Source organism: Rahnella sp. WP5, assembly GCF_000745615.1.
Classification (GTDB): Bacteria; Pseudomonadota; Gammaproteobacteria; order Enterobacterales; family Enterobacteriaceae; genus Rahnella; species Rahnella aceris.
Map to the genome: position 1 here is coordinate 24,468 of NZ_JQJR01000005.1, position 16,082 is coordinate 40,549.

The window sequence follows — 16,082 nt, forward strand, 5'->3', positions numbered from 1 at the left end:
GAGCCCGAAGATGAAACACGCAATGAGACAAAAAGGGGCGTTAATCCTGCGGTTATGGCGCTGGTGTTTTAATTTCTACAGTGCGGCGGTCCTGCTGTTTCTGATTGTGCCGGTGCTGATCATCGTGCCGCTGTCATTTAACGCCGGTTCGTTTCTCAGCTATCCGCTGACAGGGTTTTCGCTGCGCTGGTATCAGACGTTTTTCCATTCCAATGAATGGCTGAGTTCACTGGGTAACAGCCTGCTGATTGCGCCACTGGCGACTTTGCTCGCCACTCTTCTCGGCGTTCTGGCTGCGGTCGGGCTGGTGCGCGGTGAATTTCGCGGTAAATCACTGGTGATGGCCATTCTGATTTCGCCGATGATCGCGCCGGTAGTGATTATCGCCGTTGGCATGTTCTTCTTCTTTGCCCGCGTATCGCTGCTCAACAGTTATCTCGGGCTGGTGCTGGCACATGCATTACTTGGCGTGCCGTTTGTGGTGATCACGGTAGTGGCGATACTCAAAAATTACGACCGCAATTTATCCCGCGCCGCCGCCAGCCTCGGCGCGTCGCCGTGGACCGTATTCCGTAAAGTTACGCTGCCGCTGATTGCGCCGGGTGTTTTCTCCGGGGCGCTGTTTGCGTTTGCGGCGTCATTCGACGAAGTGGTGGTGACGTTATTTCTTGCCAGCCCGCGTCAGCGCACGCTGCCTATCCAGATGTTTGCCGGTATTCGTGAAAACCTCGACCCGACCATTGCGGCGGCGGCGTCGCTGATGGTCGGTGCATCGCTGATTTTGCTGCTGGTGATGGAACTGCTGCGCCGCCGTGGCGAACGTTTGCGTCATTCGCCGGCAACACACTGACGTTAAATTCATCAGAGGACTTTACAGGTCCTCTTTTTTTGATTATTCCTGATGCATCAAATATCAAAAGTAACGGGAGCCATTTCTCATGACTGACACAACTCAGAAAAAAACGCTTTTGCTGACCGGCGCAAGCCGTGGCATTGGTCACGCGACGGTCAAACATTTCTATGCTGCGGGGTGGCGGATTTTCACCGCATCGCGGCAGAACTGGGTGGATGAATGTCCGTGGGCAGAGGGGTTTCTCAATCATATTCACCTGGATCTGGAAGACATCGACAGCGTGCAGAAAGCCCTGCCGATGATCAAAGAACGCCTCGGCGGGCGGCTGGATGCGCTGGTCGATAACGCGGGTATTTCACCGAAAACCCCCACCGGTGGCCGTCTCGGTGTGCTCGACAGTGATTACGCCACCTGGTTGCAGGTGTTTAACGTCAACCTGTTTTCAACCGCCATTCTGGCAACCGGATTATTTGATGAACTGAAAACCGCACAGGGCAGCATTATCAACGTAACCTCGATTGCGGGCAGCAAAGTGCATCCGTTTGCCGGTGTGGCCTATGCCTGTTCTAAAGCGGCGCTCTCGACGCTGACCCGCGAAATGGCACACGAATTCGGCCCGCACGGTATACGGGTAAATGCCATTGCGCCGGGGGAAATTGATACCGCGATTCTTTCTCCGGGCACGCAGGAAATTGTCGAGCGCAGCGTGCCGTTGCAGCGACTGGGTAAGGCTGAAGAAGTCGCTTCACTGATCCATTTTCTGTGCACATCGGGCGCTTCTTACGTGAACGGCGCCGAAATACATGTGAACGGCGGTCAGCATGTCTGAAGCGCCGTCATTGCTCACCACGGAGGTACCGCGTGTCAGCAGGTCGCAGGCCGAAAATATTGCTGCGCAGGTTTACGGGCTGGAAGGCAAAGCGGAGGTGCTGGGCGGCGAACGCGACAGCAATTTTTGCCTGACCACGGGGCCTGGTCACGCTTACATGTTGCGGTTTGTTAATCCGGCGGAAGTGCCCGCAGAAGTGGCTTTCCAGACCGCCATTCTCAGCCATCTGGCGATACGCGACAGCCAGTTGCCGGTGCCACGGTTGCAGGAAAGTCGCCACGGTGAACTTACGCCGCAGGTGACGGTTGACGGACGAATGCTGACGCTGCGTGCTGTCAGTTATCTGCCCGGTATCGCGCAATATCAGGTGTCGCGTTCAGCGGTGCTGATGCGGGAAATTGGCGACACGCTGGCACGGCTGGATATCGCGCTGAGCGATTTTAACCATCCCGGCGCACAGCGTGATCTGCTGTGGGACATCAGCGACATGTCACGCCTCGAGGGCTGGTTAACGCAACTCACTGACCCTGAGCAGCGCCGCACCATTACCCGCGTGCTGGAAACCCACCGGCAAAAAGTGGTTCCGGCCAGCCAGCGGTTGCGCAGACAAGTGATCCACAATGACCTGAATGCCCATAACGTTCTGGTAAACAGCGCTGATCCGCAGCGTCTCGCGGGCATTATTGATTTCGGTGACGCCCTTCACGCGCCCCTGATTAACGAACTGGCTACCGCCCTGGCTTATCAGCTCGACAGCGACGGCGACGATCTTTTCCTTTATTGCCGTCCGATGATTGCTGCGTATACCGCGCGTTTGCAACTCACCGGTGCCGAGCTGGATGTTTTACCGGAACTGGTGGCGTCACGGCTGGCGCTGAGTCTGCTGATTGCCCAGCATCGTGCGGTGCTGTATCCGCAAAACCGTGATTATATTTTGCGTAATCAGGTGCATGCATGGGGAAGTTTATCGCGTCTGATGGCGCTGCCGTTTTCGCAGACTGACCTGATATTTCGTCAGTCATGCGCGTTTGAACAGAAATAAGAGGCCGTTATATGCTCACTCCGAAACAGGTTTTAGAAGGTCGTCAGCAATTTCTTGGCGGCGGTTACCGGCTGTTTTATCAGGAACCGCTGCATGTGGTACGCGGCGAAGGCGTCTGGTTATATGACAGCGAAGGGCGGCGCTATCTGGATGCTTACAATAATGTTGCGTCTGTCGGTCATTGCCATCCGGCGGTGGTTGAAGCCATCACCACGCAGGCCGCGCAACTCAATACACACACGCGTTATCTGAATGATGCGATTGTCGAATTTGCTGAAGATTTCCTGACCGAGTTTCCTCCTGAGTTGCGCAACCTGACCATGACCTGCACCGGCAGCGAAGCCAACGATCTGGCGCTGCGTGTCGCACGACAAATTACCGGCGGGCAGGGCGTTATTGTGACGAGCTGGGCGTATCACGGTGTGACCAGCGCGCTGGCAGAACTTTCCCCCTCGCTTGGTGACGGGTTTGAGCAAGGCAAAAATGTCTGGCTGACTGATGCGCCGGACACGTTCCGCCATCCCGGCGTATTCTCTGCGGGCGTGGAGCGCGCGCTGGAAGAAATGAAACACGCGGGCGTGAAACCGGCGGCGCTGTTAGTGGACACGATTTTCTCCAGTGATGGTGTATTCAGCCCGGACCCGCTGGACATGCAGCGCGCCGTCGGGCTGGTGCGTGCGGCAGGTGGATTATTTATCGCAGACGAAGTGCAGCCCGGTTTTGGCCGTACTGGCAGCCAGCGCTGGGGCTTCGCCCGCTACGGCGTGACGCCTGACCTGGTCAGTCTGGGCAAACCGATGGGTAACGGTCATCCGGTCGCCGGGCTGGTCGGCAGACCGGAACTGTTCGCGGAATTTGGCCGTCGTCAGCGCTATTTCAATACTTTCGGCGGTAACCCGGTTTCCTGCCGCGCCGCGCATGCCGTTTTACAGATTTTGCGTCGTGAAGAGTTGCAGCAGAACGCGCAGATGACCGGCGCAATCTTGCGTGAAGGGCTACAAAAACTGGCGCAACGTTATCCGGTCATCGGCGATGTGCGCGGCGACGGTTTGTTTATCGGTGTGGAACTGGTGAGCGATCAGCGCAATACGCCTGCGCCGGAACTGGCGGCATTTATCGTCAATGAAATGCGCCAGAAACAGGTTTTGATTAGTGCTACGGGACCGGCGGCGAACGTCCTGAAAATTCGCCCGCCGCTGGTCTTCCAGCCGGAACACGCGACGCTGTTGCTGCAAACACTGGCAAGCGTGCTGGCGGAGATGCCGGGATAAGGAACGCACATTTGCGAAACCGAATGTGCTATAGAATTCAGGAACATCGGCTATCCGCGTAATGTATGCGCCTTTAGCTGATGAGGTACTGAATGTTGGGTCTTGAATGTGGCGATTTAAAAATCTTAGTCAATTCATAACAAAAACAGAGTTAACTCTTTATCAAAAAGATCTTTGTTGAAGACCTGGTGAGTGGTATTTTAAAATCACATGAGGGAATTATAAATTACTTGAATGTATTAAGAATGTGATGGTTACTCAGGGAGTAAAGAATGATTTATTCAAGTTGGAAGTGGGTAGTATTACTCCCGTTACTTACAAAACCTGTTTCATTTGTTTTATTTGGTGGTGTGGTCTCTTCACTTATTATTTTCCCTTTATTGTACAGCCAGGATGTTCAGGAGTGGAAAGGCAATATTAATAACATTCAAAATATGGGCAGCTTTTATGATTCAGATAATTTGCAAGGAGATATCTCAGCAGGAAACTATATCAGGAATCCTTCACAATACACTGAGGTGCAAGTTAAGACTTTACTGTTCTCTAAGTCAGGAAATCCGCAAGAATGTAACGCCAAAATCCGAGAGTTTTTAACTTCAGTCAAAAAAATACAGCCTCATAATATTCCCGTTGTATTAAATAAAGTGTGTGCTAATCGTGGATTTGCTATCGGAAGGTTTGCTGATGAGAATACCATCATTTCTATTTTACCCTTGCATGATAAAGGCTACAGTTTAGTCGGGGTTAAAATACGTAAATACTCCATTCTGGGAAAACCCGCTTTCTCGAAATCTATAATGAATTTTTCGAACGTCTGGCCTGCATTAATTATTATCATTTTATCGATGGTTATTAGCTATTTACTGTCATTAATAGCAGGAGGATATCTCCGGGTACTCAATGAATATGCATCTAAAGATGGATTAACAGGATGTTTACGAAGGGAGGCATTTTACGCGAAAGCAAGTTACGAATTAGAAAAATCCAAGAAAAATAACGTGCCTTTTAGTGTTTTAGTGATCGACCTTGATCATTTAAGAGACGTGAATAACACCTATGGCCATGCCAAAGGTGATACGGCTATTTCTCTGATTGCTGAAACAATACTTAAGAGCTTACGTGGAACTGACTTTGTTGGCAGGGTGGGAGGCGATGAATTTATCGTTATACTTAAAGATACCACACCTGCAGATGCATTATTAATTGCAAACAGGATCCGTCATTCAGTGAAGAGTTTAAAACTTGATGATTTATCTTTATCAGTAAGTATCGGTATCTCTCAGTGTGAGAAACAGAATGCAACATTACAAGAAATCATTTCTAAAGCCGATACGAATCTCTATCTGGCAAAGCGTCAGAGAAATGAAGTTGTTTTTGAAAATGATATCCTCAGGTAATTTCTGTTGTCACAGTATGCCAGTTACTACTGGCTGATGTTTTCCTCTATATGTCAAATAAGTGATATTTCACTTAATACATTAAAAAGAGTCCGCGAGATAATCTCAGACCCCCTGAATACCCTTTTTTCTCAGCGCATACGTTAGCACGCACGCTACAGGACTTCGCGACTTACGCTCAGAAACTCGACCATCTTCTGGCTGCCGTCGAGAATGTCTTCCTGAATGGCACGCCTGGCGGTTGCGCCGTCGCCTTTACGCAGTGCAATCAAAATCTCTTCGTGATGTTCAATGGCCATACGTTGTGAGAAATGAGCATAAGCCTGTGCAATCAGCGGGCCGGTGCGCATCCATAAACTGTCGATGAAATTGCTTAAAAGGGGCATCCGCGCACTTTGTGACAGCATCAGATGGAACTCGCTGTTGAGGCGCAGTGCTTCGGGCAAATCTTCGCTGCTGATGGCTTTGCGGTTATCTTTAATATTCTGCGTAATCCGTTGCAACTCATATTCCGTTACCGATTGTGCTGCTTTCTCCGCCCCGAGACCTTCCAGTTCCAGCCGTAAGGTGCGAATTTCCTGATATTGCTGTTCATCGAGCTGCGGTACGCGGATGTCTTTCGGCGTACGCATTTCCAGCGCCTGCTCTTTGGCCAGCTGTAAAATCGCATCCCGCACCGGCGTGACACTGGTACCCACTTGTTCGGCCAGTTCGCGGATACGTAAACGATCATTAGGTTTCAGGCGGCCGGTAATCAGTGCCTCGCGCAAGGTGGCGTAAACGCTGCTGCCCAGATAGGCGTGATTAATTGAGCTGATGGGATAATTCAAAAGTTCACCGTAGCAATGAGAGTGCGCATACCCGGAGTTGGGAAGAGGCCGTGGAAAACGATTATACAACATGATGCATCAAATGTGAGGATGGCGGGGGCAGGCTTTTCTTTCTTTTGAAGTGACTGCCTGGCCAGATATCATGCTGACCAGGCAGGGTTATTACATGACCAGCTTAACTTCCTGCTTCCTGCGGAGCAGGGTCATCCTGCAAGTGCTTTTTAAAGTGTTTCTCAATCTGTTCTAACGTTTTGCCCTGTGTTTCCGGCGCAAAGATAATGGCAAATATTCCGCCTGCGACACCGATGGCGGCAAAGCAGAAGAATGACATCGTCAGCCCGATAGACTCCAGCATGATCGGGAACATAAAGGCGATGGAGAAGTTGGTCATCTGCATGGCAAATACCGATACGCCGTTAGCCATGCCGCGGATGCGCATCGGGAACATTTCCGACAGCAGCAGCCAGGTAACAGGCGACAACGCGCCCTGCTGGAAGCACAGGAAAATCAGCATACCGCCAAGTACCAGATAGCTGCGAACCGCATCGGGATGACCGTTGACAGTTTCCGGCATCAGCCAGGTGACTAATCCGATGGCAAGCAGCGTCAGGGTACAGCCGATCTGACCGGTCAGCAGCAGCGGACGGCGCCCGAAACGGCTGAGCAGCATGATGCCCACAAACGTCATGATCACTGAGATGACCCCGTTGGCGATAGTCGCCATCAGAGACGCATTAGTGCTTAACCCCGTGGCCTGCAACATGGTCGGTGCGTAGAACATAATGGTATTCACGCCGGAGAGTTGTTGCAGCATGGCGATACCAATCCCCAGAAATACCAGGCGTTTCATCCAGACGGAAATAGTCTTCTGGCGGCGGGAATGCTTCTCGCTTTTGGAACTCATGGAACTGCGGATCTCGCTCAGCTCTTTCTCTACTCTGCCTGCCTTACGGGTACGTTCCAGCACGTCACGCGCTTCGCGATAGCGGCCGTGCATGGCATACCAGCGCGGAGTATCAGGCAGGAAAAGCATCCCGACCCACAACACCACCGCCGGAACGCAGGCGACACCCAGCATCCAGCGCCAGGTGGTTTCGCCACCCCACACTTCGTTGATGGCCGCATTACTGGTATACGCAATCAGCTGGCCGGAGACGATCATCAGTTCCTGTAATGTAACGAACTGCCAGCGGCGATGAGAGGGGACGATTTCCGCGATATAGATGGGCACAATCGCTGCCGCGCCACCGACTGCCAGCCCCAGAATAAACCGGCAGATGATCATTATCACGACGTTGGGCGCCATGGCACAACCGAGCGAACCGGCCATAAAGATCAGTGCCATCACCAGAATGACTTTCTTACGTCCGAAACGATCAGCCACGCGACCAGCACAGACTGCACCTACAGCCGAACCCAGTATCAGGAAGCTGGTGACCATCCCGGTTGTTAACGATGTCAGATGCAGATCGTGCTTCATGAACAGCAAAGCACCGGCAATCACCCCGGTATCGTAGCCAAAAAGTAAGCCACCCAGGGTGGCAATAAAGGCAATTACTTTCACCAGCGGTTCGGTCGGTTGTGAGGCTTTCGCCGCATCATCCCGACCGCCACTGTTTATTTTCTCACTCACAGATGCTCCCTAATCATTACTTTTCTTATGGTTTTTGTGTGACTCATGTCACACATTATAAATCTAACGCATAATCCGGATATTGAAAGGAAACGGGAAAAATGAAGGGAAACGAAGGCTGGTGGCGCTGAATTTAACGGGGGGGATGTTACTTTTTGTGACGAGATATTCGTAAAAGTGATTAGTAATGCTTAACAAATAAACATCAAGAATGTCAGGCTCCATCAAACGATGATGAAACCTCTATTCTTACCTAAAAGTGAGTCACCGCGGCATAATTGTGGCGAACGTACCGCGCGCGGCTCGACGCTGCTGGCCACCATATCCAGCTTTCCGCAGGCAGCACGCTTTTCACCACATTTATCCTGATGTATGCCGCTGACAGCCTGAATACGCAGGAAAAATGGCGCGTTGCAGTACCTGCCATGTTGCTGGCTTTTGTCGCCGGTGCGCTGGGCCTTGTCGCTTCAACCGCGCATCTGGGCTATCCGCTGAATGCCTTTCATGCACTGAGTCATATCAGCAGTTCCTGGCTGAGCCGGGAAATCGTTTTCGCCAGTCTCTATCTCGGTATTCTGGGGTTGACCAGGCTGATCGGGCTGGTAGCAAAACGCGTCGTGACTTCTCTTCTGCTGCTCGCTTCTCTTTTGGGCCTGATTGATCTCTTCTGCATGAGCGCGATTTACGCTCATACGTCTGTCGCGACCTGGATGCACATCAATACTAACGTGATGTTTTACCGCGATGACCGGCTGGTGATGCCGCTGACTCGCGTTGCGCCCTGTACTGAAGAATTGCTGATGTGGCACAGCGAATACGGCATCCGTTTTGTTGAGATGAACGCGGAAAGCGCGGCTGGCTGGTTTCAGGCCATCGCCACGCTGAATGTTCGCCTGAAACGAATGCAGGAACCGCTGTGGAATATTGTGCCGCCGTCCCGGCAAACGATGAACGGTTCACGCCGCCGGTGGTTGCATCTTAAAAACGAAGGCGCTTCTGCCGGTAACGTACCTGTCGGGCGTCGGCCCAGGCGCGCCCGTTTTACGCAGATCAGTGAATATCACGTTGATCTCGGCAAACAACGTTGCGTTCTCTGCGGTGCCTGTAGCCGTGTCTGTCCCGAACAAGCCATCCGCCTGGATAATCTGGCATTAACGCTGGATCCTGTTAAATGTACCGGTTGTGGCAACTGCGAGGTGGTGTGCTTCGATGGCGCTATCTCCGTATCCGCGCGTGAAAACAGTGAAAGTCCGTTAACCGTTTCCAGGCTTGAACAAGCAGAATGCCGGGTGTGTGGCTGCATATTTCCCGCCTGGTCTGCGCAGGATAATGAATGTCCGGTATGCCGCCGCCATGTTTTTGGAATGCGTGAGGCCTGAAATGAACATCCAGGCGGGACTGCGTTACACTACAGAGATAATTTTTGGCTCAATTTTTATGCTTTCTGCCGAAAACGAGCCTGTTTTCGGGTCAGAGAACTCTGTTTACACGGCGAAGAAGCGTCAGGTTTTGCCTGAAACGGCGCAAACCTATATTCTATCGGCCAATTTACTGAGACAGTTGCAATGAGGTCTATATGATTATCAAACCACGCATCCGTGGCTTTATCTGTGTTACTGCCCATCCGGAAGGTTGCAAGGCGAACGTTAAAGAACAAATCGACTACGTTACCGCGCAAGGCAAAATCGCAGGCGGTCCTAAAAAAGTCCTGGTGATCGGCGCTTCTACCGGTTACGGCCTCGCTGCCCGCATCTCAGCTGCTTTCGGTTCTGACGCAGCAACGCTGGGTATCTTCTTCGAACGTCCGGGCGATGAATCCAAAACCGCCACTGCGGGCTGGTACAACTCAGCCGCATTCGAAGAATTTGCGGATGCCAAAGGTCTGTACGCAAAAAGCATCAACGGCGATGCGTTCTCTGACGAAGTGAAGCAAAAGACCATTGAGCTGATCAAACAAGATTTAGGTCAGGTTGATCTGGTGGTTTACAGCCTGGCTGCGCCACGTCGTACCCATCCTAAAACCGGTGAAGTGTTCAACTCCACCCTGAAACCAATCGGTAAGCAAGTCACTATTCGCGGCATCAATACCGACAAAGAAACCATCAACGAAACCACACTGGAACCGGCAACACCTGAAGAAATCGCGGGCACCGTGGCAGTGATGGGTGGCGAAGACTGGCAGATGTGGATCGACGATCTGAAGGCTGCCGGTGTGCTGGCTGAAGGCGCGAAAACTACCGCGTTCACCTATCTGGGTGAAGAAGTGACGCAGGACATTTACTGGAACGGTTCTATCGGTGAAGCCAAGAAGGATCTGGACAAACGTGTTCTGGATATCCGTAGCACACTGGCAGAGCAGGGCGGCGACGCACGCGTTTCCGTACTGAAAGCCGTTGTGACGCAGGCGAGTTCTGCTATTCCTGTGATGCCACTGTACCTGTCACTGTTGTTCAAAGTGATGAAAGAGAAGGGCACTCACGAAGGTTGTATCGAGCAGGTTTACGGTCTGTACAAAGACAGCCTGTATGGCGCTGAGCCGTTAGTCGACAACGAAGGCCGTCTGCGCGCTGACCTGAAAGAGATCGCGCCAGAAGTGCAGGCTGAAGTGGGTAAACTGTGGAATGAAGTCACCAACGATAACATCGCTGAACTGACTGATTTTGCAGGCTACAAAAGCGAATTTATGCGTCTGTTCGGCTTTGGCCTGAACGGTGTTGATTATGCTGCCGACACCAATCCTGACGTGAAAATCAAACATCTGATCCAGATGTAATCTGATTTAGCGTACAGAGATTATGCGAACCCGCATCTGCCGAAAGGTGGGTGTGGGTTTTTTTAATGTTTAGTAGATTTCAAAAAGCCACTTTGAAAGCGGCTTTTATAATCAGATAATTAAACTCAACCGTATTTTTTGGCGAAGTTTTCATCTGAATCGCACAGATAAATAATGAATTCAATGAATGCAATTATTGAAGGAATAAACGTCCAGCAGAAGATGAGGTATAAGAACCCTTGCCCGATTTTACCCAGATAGAACTTATGAACACCAAAACCACCCAGGAAGAAAGCTAACAACGCTGCAGCAACCCTGCTTTTAGTCCCCTGAGGATTAATACTTTGAGTGGCGCCACAATGAGGGCATGATTTAGCCGACTCATGGATCTCCTTTCCGCATCCTCTACAAAAAACCATAGATCCCATTTCTATTTCCTTACATGTTATTATTCGGACTAATCTTACCCGTAATTATCATTAAGAAAAAGAGAATGATGATGCTCCAGGCTGATGGGGCGGCGCTCCACCCGTGTACCGCGCGGCCAGTGAATGGTCTTCAATATGCTTTCTCATCAATAAATAACGCCGCAAACCCTAAAGCCTGCGGCGTTCTTATTTCATGACACTCTGCTCGGCACATCAGCCATAGGCCACTTTGTGATTGATATGGTAAAAGGTCGCGGTGGCAGCCATAACGTGTTGCTGCTCTTTACCCGGTTTGTGCGATTCCACATGGGTAATGTGGTAGCCGACAGCGCCTGCATCCAGTGCTTTTTTAACAAATGCATTGTTGAGTTCTTCCATGGAGGTGGCCCAGGACACCGTGCTCACGCCGACAGCTTGCAGCGAGGCGATCTCGCGATGTGATAACCCTGAGCGAACCAAAACAGGCTTAACCGCTTTGGGTGAGAATATGGATAAGACATCATTCACTAAGCCTTTCATGGATTTACTCCTCATCAGGTCATTTTTCTAAATCGGATATTAAGCCGCACCGTTAATCGATCGTTGTGATGACGCATCTGAGATATTTAACGAGCGCGAGGTTAATAAATACCTTTTCATGTAATGACCTTTAGCTTTAATTGCTAATTCTTTGTTAAGCAACCTCCCGCCACAATTAACACGAAAGTAACAGAGGATATTTTCACCTGGTTACAGGTCATGTATTTTTGAAATGAGTGCAAAGAGGGGCACATTTCGCGCCCTGTCTGCAGTATGGGCATTTCACCTTTCGTCCACGATCCGGAGAGTGCGCTGGATAGCGTCGAAGTATTCAGACCCACGGCGCGGGAAGCGGCGGCCAGCATTGCGCTTCGCCAGACCGGTGTCCTCTTGTTATGTCCATTCCAAAACACATTAAAAAATGCCTTCTGCTCTACTAATTGCGAGTCACTTCACATCATCCCTTTCACGAACTCTATATAAAACACCGTGCCAAATAAAAAGAAACATCGTTTCATAAAAACAAATTTCGAATGACGTCTGAGCAAGGATGAATGAGGAATGTTGAAAAAATGTAACGATAAAGTTTCTTATAAAAAGGCCGCAACTTTCAATCAATATAAATTCAATGAAAGAGGGGAAGATGGAAATATTTCTGAGTTTGGTTAAAACACCGGCTGTTATCATTGCGATTATCGCATTTCTGGGATTGGTATTTCAAAAAGCATCAGTATCAAGAATCATCACCGGAACGGCACTTTCTTTTATCGGATTTACCATGATAAAGGTCGGTGGCTCAATCTTAATGAAAGTGTTAACGGCTTTTAGCACCTTGTTTTCTAACGCCTTTAACATTGTTGGTGTGGTGCCGAGTAATGAAGCCATCATGGCAGCAACCATCGATCAGATTGGTTCAACGGCAGCGATAATTCTGTTGTTCTCTATGGTGATTAATATTCTTCTGGCCCGCTTTACGCGTCTTAAATTTATCTATCTCTCGCTGCATCTTGTCCTGTTTATGTCCTTTGCATTAACAGCAGTGCTGATGCAACTGGGTTATAGCTATTATCCCATTATTATCATCTCGTCGATTTTCATCGGTCTTTATATGGCCGCTTCTCCGTTTTTCCTGAACAGATTTAGCCGTGAAATCATCGGTTCTGACGAATATGCCATTTCTCACGCAGCCATATCTTCATATATCATCGGTTCATATATGGGAAAATGGTTCGGTAATAAAAAGACCGATACAGAACATCTCAAAATTAGTAACAAGTTTGATTTCCTGCGTGAACCCAATATCGCCACGCTTTTAACGATGCTGGTTCTTCTGCTGATATCCTGTGTATTCGCTACGCAACCGCAGATCAAAACGGCGATGACGCTTGTGTATGGCGCCGGTGCGGCAGATAAAAATACGATTATTTTTATTCTTGAGCAGTCGGCTGTGTTTGCTTGCGGTCTGTATCTCGCCAAAGCGGGCGTCAATTTATTTACGGCGGAAATCGTACCGGCGTTTAAAGGATTCTCACGAGTTTTCGCACCTGGCGCGGTCCCGGCGGTGGATGTCATGGTGCTTTTCACTAAAGCGCCAAATGCCACGTTGATTGGTTTTCTGGTGAGCTTCTCTGTGGAACTGGCCTGTATTCTCATTTTCCCGTTTGTCGGATTGCCCATTATTGTTCCGGGCATTATGGCGAGCTTTATTACGGGAGGCGCGGCGGCCATCTTCGGTAACGCCACCGGCGGGTTCCGTGGCGCGATTATTGCCAGTGGTATCAACGGACTGCTGTTATGTGTATTACCTGCACTGACGTTGCCATTATTCTCACATCTTGGTGCGCAGGGTGTCACATTTGCTGACCCTGATTTCACCCTCTCTTCGCTGATTTTGGACCATCTGATGGGGCTGTTTAAGTAACCTCAAAGGCGTCTCGTTATCAGCAGGCCGTCACGGCGATTGATGCCCGGCCTCACTCACAGGCTGGCAAAAAAATAATAATCACAGGATTATAAAATCCTGTGATTAGTTTAAACCTCCACCGGTTAACGGTTATTTACGGTTGCTCCACACGGTCTGCACGTTACAGAACTCGCGTAAACCGAAGTGTGAAAGCTCACGACCATAGCCGCTTTTTTTCACGCCACCGAACGCTACGCGCGGGTCTGACGCACTGTAGCCGTTGATAAATACGCCGCCGGTTTCCAGTTCGCCAGTCATCTGTTCTGCCCGTGCCAGGTCGGCGGTATAAATCGTCGCGCTCAGACCAAAATCACTGTCATTCGCCAGTTCGACCGCATGCTCAGCATCGCGTGCAACCGTAATCGCTGCGACCGGACCAAATAACTCCTGACGGAATGCGGTCATTTGTGGCGTCACGTTGCTCAGAATAGTGGGGGCATAGAAGTTACCTTCGCCAGCAATTTTCTCACCTCCGAGCAACAGCGTTGCGCCTTCTGACAGCGTTTGCTGAACCTGCCTGTCCAGCTCATCGCGCAGGTCGTAGCGTGCCATCGGGCCGATGTAGGTGTCGTCGTCCTGTGGGTCGCCGATGACCAGTGCCCGCGTGGCGGCCACAAATTTCTCGGTAAAGGCTTCCAGCACACCTTCTTCAACAATCATACGTTTCGCGGCGGCGCAAACCTGTCCGGTATTCTGATAGCGGCCCGCGACAGCCGCCTTCACCGCTTCATCGAGGTTGGCGTCATTGAGCACGATAAATGGATCAGAACCGCCCAGCTCCAGCACACATTTCTTCAGTGATTTACCTGCCAGCTCCGCGATAGCACCACCGGCACGCACGCTGCCGGTTACCGTGACGGCAACAATGCGCGGATCAGCAATCAACCCGGCAACATCTGCATTCCCGACGTTAATTACGCCAAAGGCCCCTGCCGGGAAACCGGCTTTCAGCGCAGCCTGTTTCACCAGACGGGTCGTGCCCATCACGTTAGGGGCAGGTTTAAGCAGGAACGTATTTCCCGCCAGTAACGCAGGTACCGCGCCGCGCAGGATCTGCCAGACCGGGAAATTCCACGGCATAACCGCCAGGATCATGCCGGAAGGGCGGTAATGAATATGCGCTTCGCCGTTATCGACCATGGTGGGTTCAGGTGCGAGCATCGCCGGGCCCTGCAGGGCATACCATTCGCACAGGCTTGCGGATTTCTCCACTTCAGCGCGCGCCTGTTTAATGGGTTTACCCATTTCGCGGCTGATCATGCGGGAGATATCTTCACTGGCTTCACGAAGTTCTGTCGCCAGATTATGCAGATGGGATGCGCGCTGAGCGATATCCGTTTTGCGCCACTGCTTATAGGCCGCGCTGCCTTGTGTGACTGCCATCTCAAGAGTCAGTGCGGTGTCGAAAGGATACTCTGCGATACGCTGGCCGTTGAACGGGTTGAGCGAAATTGCGTGTGTGTCGGGCGTTGTCATTATGTGATCCTCATTTATCCAGTCCGTTCAGCATAGAGACTTGCGAAGATGAATAAAAATGAATAAAAATAAGTAAACCGTTCACTTTTTGAGAAAGACTATGAATCTGTCACAGCTCGAGATGTTTCGCGCCGTTGCTGAAACCGGCAGTATCAGCGCCGCTGCCCAGCGGGTGCATCGTGTCCCGTCGAATCTGACAACACGCATTAAACAGCTTGAGGCGGAACTGGGCGTCGAATTATTCATCCGCGAGAATCAGCGTCTGCGCCTTTCGCCAGCAGGGCGAAACTTTCTCAGTTACAACAACCGTATTCTCGATTTAGTCGAAGAAGCGCGGGTGTCCGTGGCGGGCACAGAACCGCAGGGGATATTTGCGTTGGGCGCGCTGGAAAGCACTGCAGCGGTGCGGATCCCCACTTTACTGGCGCGTTATCACCAGCAATTCAGCAAGGTTGAACTGGCGCTGAGCACTGGCCCTTCAGGGGAATTGCTGGATAAATTGCTGGAAGGGGCGCTGGAAGCGACGTTTGTCGACGGCCCTGTGCTGCATCCGGTTCTGGATGGCGTGCCAGTGTATAAAGAAGAAATGGTGATTGTCGCCCCCTTACATCACGCGCCTGTGACTCGTGGGCAGGATGTTAACGGGCAGATTCTGTATGCGTTCCGGTCAAACTGCTCTTATCGTCGCCATTTCGAAAGCTGGTTTGCGGATGATGGCGCTGCGCCGGGGAAAATCTACGAAATGGAGTCTTATCACGGCATGCTGGCTTGTGTGATAGCCGGCGGCGGGCTGGCGCTGATGCCGCGCAGTATGCTGGAAAGTATGCCGGGCAGCAGCACGGTGAGCATCTGGCCGCTGGCCGACAATTATCGTTTTTTGACAACGTGGCTGATATGGCGGCGCGGCGCATTAACCCGCAATCTGACAGAATTTGCGGCTCTGGCCTCTCAGTTAACGGTTAACCTTCCGCCACCTGCAAAATAATCTGCCAGTCCAGTGCGAGCTTCAGCGCCACACACGCGGCGCAAACAATAAAAATGGTCTTAAACATAGGGTAAATAAACATC

Annotated in this window: 14 protein-coding genes; 9 read left to right on the plus strand and 5 right to left on the minus strand. The window is 51.0% G+C overall.

Annotation, left to right across the window (positions count from 1 at the left end; all coding sequences use genetic code 11):
* Positions 1–22 precede the first annotated feature (22 nt).
* From EX31_RS00110 to EX31_RS00130, 5 genes are all read left to right on the plus strand, one after another.
* A complete protein-coding gene (locus tag EX31_RS00110) occupies positions 23–850 on the plus strand; it encodes an ABC transporter permease (protein WP_037033206.1) in 828 nt (275 codons plus the stop codon).
* Between the two features lie 88 nt (positions 851–938).
* The gene (locus tag EX31_RS00115; protein WP_014416620.1) at positions 939–1,682 is read left to right on the plus strand and encodes an SDR family NAD(P)-dependent oxidoreductase; all 744 of its coding nucleotides are present in this window, start codon (positions 939–941) and stop codon (positions 1,680–1,682) included.
* Positions 1,675–2,724 (plus strand): phosphotransferase, encoded by a 1,050-nt coding sequence (locus tag EX31_RS00120; RefSeq protein WP_037032716.1) that lies wholly within the window; start codon positions 1,675–1,677, stop codon positions 2,722–2,724. Before EX31_RS00115 ends, EX31_RS00120 begins: the two co-directional genes overlap by 8 nt.
* A gap of 11 nt (positions 2,725–2,735) precedes the next feature.
* Positions 2,736–3,995, plus strand: a complete 1,260-nt coding sequence (locus EX31_RS00125; protein ID WP_013578003.1) for an aspartate aminotransferase family protein — start codon at positions 2,736–2,738, stop codon at positions 3,993–3,995.
* A gap of 272 nt (positions 3,996–4,267) precedes the next feature.
* Complete coding sequence (locus tag EX31_RS00130) at positions 4,268–5,392, plus strand: GGDEF domain-containing protein (RefSeq protein ID WP_037032718.1); 1,125 nt, start codon at positions 4,268–4,270, stop codon at positions 5,390–5,392.
* 155 nt (positions 5,393–5,547) lie between these two features.
* Here EX31_RS00130 and EX31_RS00135 read toward each other — a convergent pair whose 3' ends face one another.
* Both EX31_RS00135 and EX31_RS00140 read right to left on the minus strand, forming a co-directional pair.
* Positions 5,548–6,222 carry a GntR family transcriptional regulator gene (locus EX31_RS00135; RefSeq protein WP_037032720.1) on the minus strand — a complete coding sequence of 225 codons (675 nt, stop codon included), beginning with the start codon at positions 6,220–6,222 and terminating at the stop codon, positions 5,548–5,550.
* Between the two features lie 175 nt (positions 6,223–6,397).
* Entirely contained in the window at positions 6,398–7,855 is a 1,458-nt protein-coding gene (locus EX31_RS00140) for a sugar porter family MFS transporter (protein ID WP_037032721.1), read from the minus strand.
* 278 nt (positions 7,856–8,133) lie between these two features.
* On the opposite strand from EX31_RS00140, the gene EX31_RS26230 reads away from it, so the two are divergent.
* Positions 8,134–9,234: a DmsC/YnfH family molybdoenzyme membrane anchor subunit gene (locus tag EX31_RS26230; protein ID WP_231576007.1), complete on the plus strand. Its 1,101-nt coding sequence runs from the start codon at positions 8,134–8,136 to the stop codon at positions 9,232–9,234.
* 197 nt (positions 9,235–9,431) lie between these two features.
* Positions 9,432–10,628, plus strand: a complete 1,197-nt coding sequence (fabV, locus tag EX31_RS00160; RefSeq protein WP_013578012.1) for an enoyl-ACP reductase FabV — start codon at positions 9,432–9,434, stop codon at positions 10,626–10,628.
* 125 nt (positions 10,629–10,753) lie between these two features.
* On the opposite strand, the gene EX31_RS00165 is transcribed toward fabV, so the two are convergent.
* Both EX31_RS00165 and EX31_RS00170 read right to left on the minus strand, forming a co-directional pair.
* Positions 10,754–11,056, minus strand: coding sequence for a TM2 domain-containing protein (locus tag EX31_RS00165; RefSeq protein WP_013578013.1), 303 nt, complete (start codon positions 11,054–11,056; stop codon positions 10,754–10,756).
* 213 nt (positions 11,057–11,269) lie between these two features.
* Positions 11,270–11,575, minus strand: coding sequence for a YdgH/BhsA/McbA family protein (locus EX31_RS00170; protein ID WP_013578014.1), 306 nt, complete (start codon positions 11,573–11,575; stop codon positions 11,270–11,272).
* A gap of 643 nt (positions 11,576–12,218) precedes the next feature.
* Between EX31_RS00170 and EX31_RS00175 the strand changes: the two genes are divergently transcribed.
* Positions 12,219–13,496 carry a PTS ascorbate transporter subunit IIC gene (locus EX31_RS00175; protein ID WP_013578016.1) on the plus strand — a complete coding sequence of 426 codons (1,278 nt, stop codon included), beginning with the start codon at positions 12,219–12,221 and terminating at the stop codon, positions 13,494–13,496.
* Between the two features lie 132 nt (positions 13,497–13,628).
* Here the strand turns inward: EX31_RS00175 and EX31_RS00180 are convergent, their stop codons facing one another.
* Positions 13,629–15,014, minus strand: a complete 1,386-nt coding sequence (locus EX31_RS00180) for an aldehyde dehydrogenase family protein (RefSeq protein WP_037032723.1) — start codon at positions 15,012–15,014, stop codon at positions 13,629–13,631.
* Between the two features lie 100 nt (positions 15,015–15,114).
* On the opposite strand from EX31_RS00180, the gene EX31_RS00185 reads away from it, so the two are divergent.
* Positions 15,115–15,999 carry a putrescine utilization regulator PtrR gene (locus tag EX31_RS00185; protein ID WP_037032724.1) on the plus strand — a complete coding sequence of 295 codons (885 nt, stop codon included), beginning with the start codon at positions 15,115–15,117 and terminating at the stop codon, positions 15,997–15,999.
* Positions 16,000–16,082: the final 83 nt, after the last annotated feature.

Excerpts from the sequence above, each read along its gene's own strand:
- EX31_RS00110 (WP_037033206.1), top strand. The coding sequence starts at position 23 with ATGAGACAAAAAGGGGCGTTAATCCTGCGGTTATGGCGCTGGTGTTTT.
- EX31_RS00115 (WP_014416620.1), top strand. The coding sequence starts at position 939 with ATGACTGACACAACTCAGAAAAAAACGCTTTTGCTGACCGGCGCAAGC.
- EX31_RS00120 (WP_037032716.1), top strand. The coding sequence starts at position 1,675 with ATGTCTGAAGCGCCGTCATTGCTCACCACGGAGGTACCGCGTGTCAGC.
- EX31_RS00125 (WP_013578003.1), top strand. The coding sequence starts at position 2,736 with ATGCTCACTCCGAAACAGGTTTTAGAAGGTCGTCAGCAATTTCTTGGC.
- EX31_RS00130 (WP_037032718.1), top strand. The coding sequence starts at position 4,268 with ATGATTTATTCAAGTTGGAAGTGGGTAGTATTACTCCCGTTACTTACA.
- fabV (WP_013578012.1), top strand. The coding sequence starts at position 9,432 with ATGATTATCAAACCACGCATCCGTGGCTTTATCTGTGTTACTGCCCAT.
- EX31_RS00165 (WP_013578013.1), bottom strand. The coding sequence starts at position 11,056 with ATGGGATCTATGGTTTTTTGTAGAGGATGCGGAAAGGAGATCCATGAG.
- EX31_RS00170 (WP_013578014.1), bottom strand. The coding sequence starts at position 11,575 with ATGAAAGGCTTAGTGAATGATGTCTTATCCATATTCTCACCCAAAGCG.
- EX31_RS00175 (WP_013578016.1), top strand. The coding sequence starts at position 12,219 with ATGGAAATATTTCTGAGTTTGGTTAAAACACCGGCTGTTATCATTGCG.
- EX31_RS00180 (WP_037032723.1), bottom strand. The coding sequence starts at position 15,014 with ATGACAACGCCCGACACACACGCAATTTCGCTCAACCCGTTCAACGGC.
- EX31_RS00185 (WP_037032724.1), top strand. The coding sequence starts at position 15,115 with ATGAATCTGTCACAGCTCGAGATGTTTCGCGCCGTTGCTGAAACCGGC.